A 4,981-nucleotide genomic window follows, 5' to 3' on the forward strand; every position below is an offset into this window, starting at 1 on the left:
TACACCTGCATGTGCACCGGACCCATAACGACCCGCACCTGCAAAAGAACTGTTAATCGTATCTCTTACACGGTCTACAAGACATTGATTTATAATGATAATTCACTGTTTTGTATGTTGAATGAGAGTCTCGAATAACGTAGGATTCTCTCATTTCAAATCTGTTTATCTTGAATCAACTAAAACCACTTACTTGCACATAACAAGTGGGATGAGTGTGTGGATAAAATTTGTATAAGAAAGGACTAAAAATGGCTCTTATGAACCGTCTTAATGCAAGGGCTGTCGCAACATTGGGGGCTGGCAAATATAATGATGGTGCCGGCTTGTTACTTCATAAGCGTAAAGATGGAGGTGCTCAATGGATTTTACGATATACCCTCCACGGTCGGCGCCGTGAAATGGGATTGGGTGCCTTAAGACATGTCTCTTTAAAACAAGCCCGTGAATTAGCAACTGGGTGGCGTGCTGTTTTACGTGAAGGGCGTGACCCTATTAAAGAACGTGAAAAACAAAAGCGTGAAGCAATAAGCAATCTCCATTACTTAAAAGACATTGCCGTGGATGCTTTTGAAAGTCGTAAAGCCGAATTAAAAAGAGATGGTAAGGCTAGTGATTGGTTTTCACCTTTGCGGCTTTACATTCTCCCTAAATTAGGTTGCCTCCCCGTTTCAGAGATTACACAAACAGAGATACGCAATACGCTTTCTCCCATTTGGCATACAAAAGCTGGAACAGCTCAGATAGCATTGATACGTCTCAACCTTTGTCTCAAACATGCGGCTGCTTTGGGTTTGGATGTTGATTTACAAGCAACAGAAAAAGCACGTGCTCTCTTAGGAAAACAACGTCATAAGATCACTAATAGACCAGCAATGGATTGGAAAGATATACCAGATTTTTATCAGTTCCTCTGTAAAACACAAAACATAACACATCTTGCTTTGCGTCTGCTTATCCTTACAGGGGTTCGCTCTAACCCTTTACGTCATATTCATAAAGATCAAATTGATGGGGATATATGGATCATACCTGCTGAGAATATGAAAGGAAAGCGTGATACTACAACAGAATTTCGCGTGCCCTTATCATCTGAAGCATTAAAAGTAATTGAACAAGCCCACTGTATCTCTAAAAGTGATTTCATCTTTTCACTTACCGGTCGTGGTCCTCTTTCACATACGATGATGGCGGCGTATATGAGAAAAAATAAAATTGAAGCCTGCCCCCATGGTTTTCGTTCTAGTTTACGCAATTGGCTCGCTGAAACAACCGATGCCCCCTATGAGGTCGCTGAAACTATTCTAAGTCATACGGTCGGCGGTAAAGTAGAGCGTGCCTATCGTCGCACTGACTATCTAGAACAACGCCGTGTCTATATGGATAAATGGGCGGCTTATGTCACGGGTCAATCTTAAGATATGGGGTGAATAACCCCATGATCTGTGGATAACTTTAGCTCTCTTTTCTCTCATTCGCTCTCAATTAGACTCATAATTTATCACATTAGAATTTATATGATAAAATATTGTTTTATATAAATAAAATACCTTCAAAAATGAACAAAAATGTGGTTAATAAATAGTTATGATTTGTTTTCATTTTTTACTTTTGAAAGGAAATTATTATGACAGAAAATGATATTCTTTTGACAGACCGTGAAAGTGCAAAATTGCTTCATATGAGTGTCTCAACATTCCGCCGTCATGTTACCAATGGCTCTTTGCCAAAACCTTTAAAATTTGGTTTTTTATCGCGTTGGTTACAATCAGATCTTTTGAATGTAATCGAGCAAGCAAAACAGCAACGTTATAACGACGCGGCATAAAAAGAAAACCTTGTCACATAAGGATGGACAAGGCTTTCTCAAGCTCATCAACCTGGTGCTTTATTTGGTGTAAATTCAAGGCTTTCTCTGCTGAAGCAAGACTTAAGGCTGGCATTCAAGTTGTTCTGAATGTTTTTTACAATAAGGGCTATTTAAGCGTCTCTCAACACTTCGCTGAGGCATGACAGCACCAGGACGACATATGGGAAGATTGTCCGATTTATGGTTCTCACACCATTCTTGTATTGTAAAGCTAGGACGAAAACCTGATTGCGCCATACACATTTCAATACTGGCAAATTGATTCAAATCTAGCGCCACAACCTTATTAAGATCCGGTACTCCACATTCTAAAAGTATTTTATTTCTCCATAATGCTGGAGAAAATGAGGGAATTGAGTTAACACATCCAGTGATACTTAACAGAGCTACGCAACTCAATAGTTTTAAGATTTTCTTCATTATTCCCCTCTTTCAATGGATTTATTTACGATAAAACAGAGCTCATAAACCTGTTGATATTTCCTGTCACCGCTGCTGAAAACAACAGTGAACAATATTGAAATGGTTAGTTGAGGAAACAATCCCGCCATTCCAAGTGAAGGCAAGGATGGCGGATTGTTGATCGTCACAAACAGCAAAACTTAAGGTTGGCATTCATCCGCATTTTTGTACTTTTTACAAAACGGGCTGTTTAAGCGCTTTTCGACACTTCTCTTCGGGATGACAGCACCAGGCTGACAAATGGGGAGGTTTTCCTCTTTAAAAGTATAACACGGCCTCCCTCCCCCTTTATAACGGAATCCTGCTTGAATCATACACGTATAAGTTGTTGCTTTTGCATTGATGCTCTGCTTTCTATTTTCTGAATCAGGATCGATAAGACTCGGCATTCCACATTCTAATAAGGCTTTTCCTACCTCAGTAGAATCCGCACCTGACTTCTCCCACATACTCACGTACCCTGGAGCAGGTTTGTCAATGTTTTCAATGTCACATCCAGTAACCGTTAACAAAATGAGTAGGCTTAATAAATTAAACAACATTTTCATTTTTTGTTCCCTGTTCTCGTTGAATAAAGTTTTTTAAAACCAAATGAACCGTAATTCCATCTACACGCATCACTCGCATCAGCATAACAATTATGGGGGCTCGGGTGTTGAGATGATTGGTTGAGGGAACAATCCCGCCATTCCAAGCGAAGGCAAGGATGGCGGATTGTTAATCATCACAAACAGCAAAACTTAAGGTTTGCATTCAGGTGCATTTTTATACTTTTTACAAAAAGGGCTGTTTAAGCGCTTCTTGACACTGCGCTGTGGTATGACAGCACCTGGACGACAAATGGGAAGGTTTTCGGTTCTAAAAGTATAACACCAATTACCTCCCAACTTATCTTTATAACGGAATCCTGCTTGGAGCATGCAAGCATGAATTGTTGCTTTAGCATTAATGCTTATATTTTCACTTTCTGGATCAACATCATAAGGCGTTGGCATACCACATTCTAACAAAGCTTTTCCTACCTCAGTAAAATCAGTAACACTATTTTTCTCCCACATACTCAAGTACCCTGGAGCAGGCTTATCAATGTTACATCCAGCAATATTTAACAGAATGAGACCACTTAATAATTTCAAGATTTGTTTCATTTTTTCCTCCCTGAATATTTTGAATAAATTGGCGTACGATTAGGTGAACCATAGCGCGATGTACACGCATAACCTGCATGACCATAACAAGCATGGACACTGGGGTAGCCCTTAAATATTTGCCCTGCTTCTTTCCAAGGACCACTTCCAGGAGGTATTTGCTCAAAGGTATAAGGATTTTTGCCAATCTTTGTACCCACAAAGTCATATTTATGATTTTCCAAGTTTACGTAATCCTGCTTTCCATCACTTAGGATATATAACGTATCTGCCATGTTTTGAGTATTATAAGCTGGTCCAAAGAAATTAATCGTTGTTTCCTTTGCTATACCATGAACACCATGCTTTTCTAAATCATGCAATCCATTGCCCGCTGTCATACTGCCGCGGCTATGGGCATCAACATGCAATCCTATATTGCCAAGGCTATACAACAGATTCTGGTACTTCTTCGTCGAATTGGTCAGAGCACCCAACTTACCTTCTAGAAAATACTGATACCCTGCAATGAACCCCTCTACCAAGAGCGAATCGCTATGAGGGAACATCAGAAAATAGTGCGGATCATTCTTGTTATCAGCCAACTGAACCGCATTATGGGCTGCTTCATCTGGTGTTGTAAAAATACCATTGAGGAAAACATGAACCTTGCCATCAGAACCTTTTTGTAAATTCTGTTGTTCTTCATCCGTTAAATAATGTGCGTGAGGAAACAATCGCGCCATTCCAAGCAAAGGCAAAGATGGCGGATTGTTGATCATCACTTAAGGCTTGCATTCAGGTTGTACTGGACTTCTTTTACAAAACGGGCTGTTTAAGCGCTTTTCGACACTTCTCTTCGGGATGACAGCACCAGGCTGACAAATGGGAAGGTCTTTATAATTATAGCACCAATATGGACCACCGTATCTATCACGAAATCCTGCTTGGACCATACAAGCATCAATGGATGCCATTTGATTTAAACTGAGGTTTCTATTTTCTGAATCAAGATCGATAAGACTCGGCATTCCACATTCTAAGAGGGCTTTTCCTATCTCAGTAAAATCTGCTCCCTCCTTCAACCACCCATGTACTTCCCCTGGAGGAGGTTTGTCAATGTTTTCAATGTCACATCCAGAGACACTTAACAGAACTATCCCACTTAATAATTTAAACAGTGTATTCATTTTTTTCTCCATAAATAACCTAAACCTAAATTATCTAAAATTGCATAAGGTGCATAAATTTTTGTATTATGATGTATTCCATAATTATCTTGACATTTTTTCCCCGCATTACCATAACACTTATGGGTACTAGGGTTATGCCCGATGAACGCTCCCCCTTGCTCTATCATTGGAGTTGCTGGTGGAAATATTGCATAAGGGAACCTCAAGGGTACCTTATAAGCAGTAGGTGGATTGTGACCAAATCCTGTACCTATGGGATCGAATATATGGTTTTGTAAATAAATATGATCTTTTTTACCATCACTCACATAATAGAGTGCATTCGCTAT

The 4,981-nt window shown here is 39.7% G+C and carries 8 protein-coding genes; 2 read left to right on the forward strand and 6 right to left on the reverse strand.

Translation table 11 applies throughout. From position 1 onward, the window contains the following. The first annotated feature begins 251 nt into the window (after positions 1 to 251). Complete coding sequence (locus ACFIKG_RS08545) at positions 252 to 1,418, forward strand: tyrosine-type recombinase/integrase (RefSeq protein WP_375652117.1); 1,167 nt, start codon at positions 252 to 254, stop codon at positions 1,416 to 1,418. A gap of 209 nt (positions 1,419 to 1,627) precedes the next feature. Beyond that, complete coding sequence (locus tag ACFIKG_RS08550) at positions 1,628 to 1,828, forward strand: AlpA family transcriptional regulator (RefSeq protein ID WP_015856172.1); 201 nt, start codon at positions 1,628 to 1,630, stop codon at positions 1,826 to 1,828. A gap of 102 nt (positions 1,829 to 1,930) precedes the next feature. On the opposite strand, the gene ACFIKG_RS08555 is transcribed toward ACFIKG_RS08550, so the two are convergent. From ACFIKG_RS08555 to ACFIKG_RS08580, 6 genes are all read right to left on the reverse strand, one after another. Beyond that, on the reverse strand, positions 1,931 to 2,290 hold the full coding sequence (locus tag ACFIKG_RS08555) for a hypothetical protein (protein ID WP_375652118.1): 360 nt from the start codon (positions 2,288 to 2,290) through the stop codon (positions 1,931 to 1,933). Positions 2,291 to 2,472: 182 nt separating this feature from the next. Next, the gene (locus ACFIKG_RS08560; protein ID WP_375626903.1) at positions 2,473 to 2,880 is read right to left on the reverse strand and encodes a hypothetical protein; all 408 of its coding nucleotides are present in this window, start codon (positions 2,878 to 2,880) and stop codon (positions 2,473 to 2,475) included. Between the two features lie 192 nt (positions 2,881 to 3,072). Further along, the gene (locus ACFIKG_RS08565; protein WP_375626905.1) at positions 3,073 to 3,480 is read right to left on the reverse strand and encodes a hypothetical protein; all 408 of its coding nucleotides are present in this window, start codon (positions 3,478 to 3,480) and stop codon (positions 3,073 to 3,075) included. Next, a complete protein-coding gene (locus ACFIKG_RS08570; protein WP_375652119.1) occupies positions 3,477 to 4,241 on the reverse strand; it encodes a hypothetical protein in 765 nt (254 codons plus the stop codon). The genes ACFIKG_RS08565 and ACFIKG_RS08570 overlap by 4 nt, the downstream gene beginning before the upstream one ends. 3 nt (positions 4,242 to 4,244) lie before the next feature. Then, positions 4,245 to 4,649 carry a hypothetical protein gene (locus ACFIKG_RS08575; protein ID WP_375626909.1) on the reverse strand — a complete coding sequence of 135 codons (405 nt, stop codon included), beginning with the start codon at positions 4,647 to 4,649 and terminating at the stop codon, positions 4,245 to 4,247. Next, positions 4,646 to 4,981, reverse strand: a 336-nt coding sequence (locus tag ACFIKG_RS08580; protein WP_375652120.1) for a hypothetical protein, incomplete at its 5' end; no start/stop codon positions are given. The genes ACFIKG_RS08580 and ACFIKG_RS08575, both read right to left, overlap by 4 nt.

Origin of the sequence: Bartonella sp. LB28NMGDW (assembly GCF_042194435.1) — a bacterium.
GTDB classification, from domain to species: Bacteria; Pseudomonadota; Alphaproteobacteria; order Rhizobiales; family Rhizobiaceae; genus Bartonella; species Bartonella grahamii.

What these genes read in the sequence shown, in the direction of transcription:
- ACFIKG_RS08575 (WP_375626909.1), bottom strand. Translation starts at nt 4,649, where the DNA reads ATGAATACACTGTTTAAATTATTAAGTGGGATAGTTCTGTTAAGTGTC.
- ACFIKG_RS08560 (WP_375626903.1), bottom strand. Translation starts at nt 2,880, where the DNA reads ATGAAAATGTTGTTTAATTTATTAAGCCTACTCATTTTGTTAACGGTT.
- ACFIKG_RS08555 (WP_375652118.1), bottom strand. Translation starts at nt 2,290, where the DNA reads ATGAAGAAAATCTTAAAACTATTGAGTTGCGTAGCTCTGTTAAGTATC.
- ACFIKG_RS08570 (WP_375652119.1), bottom strand. Translation starts at nt 4,241, where the DNA reads ATGATCAACAATCCGCCATCTTTGCCTTTGCTTGGAATGGCGCGATTG.
- ACFIKG_RS08550 (WP_015856172.1), top strand. Translation starts at nt 1,628, where the DNA reads ATGACAGAAAATGATATTCTTTTGACAGACCGTGAAAGTGCAAAATTG.
- ACFIKG_RS08565 (WP_375626905.1), bottom strand. Translation starts at nt 3,480, where the DNA reads ATGAAACAAATCTTGAAATTATTAAGTGGTCTCATTCTGTTAAATATT.
- ACFIKG_RS08545 (WP_375652117.1), top strand. Translation starts at nt 252, where the DNA reads ATGGCTCTTATGAACCGTCTTAATGCAAGGGCTGTCGCAACATTGGGG.